This is a genomic window from Janthinobacterium saanense (genome assembly GCF_014200675.1).
In the GTDB taxonomy this organism is placed as follows: domain Bacteria; phylum Pseudomonadota; class Gammaproteobacteria; order Burkholderiales; family Burkholderiaceae_D; genus Janthinobacterium.
In genome coordinates this window covers 1-1098 of record NZ_JACHCI010000047.1, presented here as the reverse complement: position 1 = coordinate 1098, position 1098 = coordinate 1, and the positions used below count along the sequence as shown (strand labels likewise).

Genomic DNA, 1098 nt, shown 5'->3' with positions numbered 1-1098 from the left:
GCATGGTCGGCGGTGGGGCAATGAACGTGTCGCTATTGTCTCAGTTCGGCGCGCTGCCGTGAACGGCAGCCGAAGAATAAATCAGCGTTTCCTTAGAGATGGCGGGGTATCCAACGGTCTATTTCGATGCATGGAAAAATGATTTTACACCAGAGCCATTGGTAGCATTTATATCGGAAATAGATCAAGGATTATCTCCCTTTTTTAAAGGAATACCACGCGCGAAAAAATATTTCAATGAGGCAATGAATAGCATGAAGCAGGTTTTGAAACCTGCATTAAAAGCTACTATGTTTGGTGTCGCAAAGCATGGATTAGGATTGTCATCTGATCACGTTGTAAAATTAATATCTGAAGTATCCGGTGGCGATACCGGTGTGGCTACCAGAGAGGTTATGCCGAATATTGCTGATATCGAAAAAGGCATGTCAGCCGCAGTCGATGCTGCACTGAAGCAACATAAAAATACTAAGCAATCTATTGTGACTTTTAAGGAGAAACTGACTTTATTAGTTGCTGCGTTAGAGGAGAGTAATGATGTTAAACTCCCAATTTTTATTTTTGTCGATGAGCTGGATCGCTGTCGTCCAGATTATGCTGTTGAGTTGTTGGAGGGTATTAAGCATTTATTTGGTGTTCCTGGGGTTTATTTTTTAGTGGCTACTAACATGAACCAGCTTGGGGAGTCTACAAAAGCCATATACGGAGCAGGGTTTGATGGCCATAGATATCTTAAAAGATTTTTTGATATGGAATATTTTCTTCCATTGCCAAATTCTTTAGCTTATTCAAAGTCACTTTTTCTAAATGTTCCGCTTCCTCCGGTTGGCCTTTTTTACACGGGATTTGGTGGAAGTATTTCTTTTGAAAATTATGATTTTCTGCCCTATATATTTTCTACTTGTGCTGATCACTTTGGATGTAGTCTGCGTGATCAGTTTCAGGCAATGAAAATATTTGAGGCTGCATTATATTCAGTTGCAAATCGGAGAATACATATTCATTGTTGATTAGCGCTGATCTTCATCTGCCAGCCTGAGCGAAGCCTCAGTTCGCCTGCCGGTCGCTGCGGCGGCGTACAGGAAGCGCCGCAGGATG

At 42.0% G+C, this 1098-nt stretch carries 1 protein-coding gene; it reads left to right on the top strand.

All coding sequences use genetic code 11. The features are described from left to right. Positions 1 to 98: 98 nt before the first annotated feature. Positions 99 to 1010, top strand: a complete 912-nt coding sequence (locus HDE72_RS27555; RefSeq protein ID WP_183748787.1) for a KAP family P-loop NTPase fold protein — start codon at positions 99 to 101, stop codon at positions 1008 to 1010. The last annotated feature ends 88 nt before the right edge of the window (positions 1011 to 1098 follow it).

Coding starts and splice junctions, on each gene's coding strand:
- HDE72_RS27555 (WP_183748787.1), top strand. CDS start 99: ATGGCGGGGTATCCAACGGTCTATTTCGATGCATGGAAAAATGATTTT.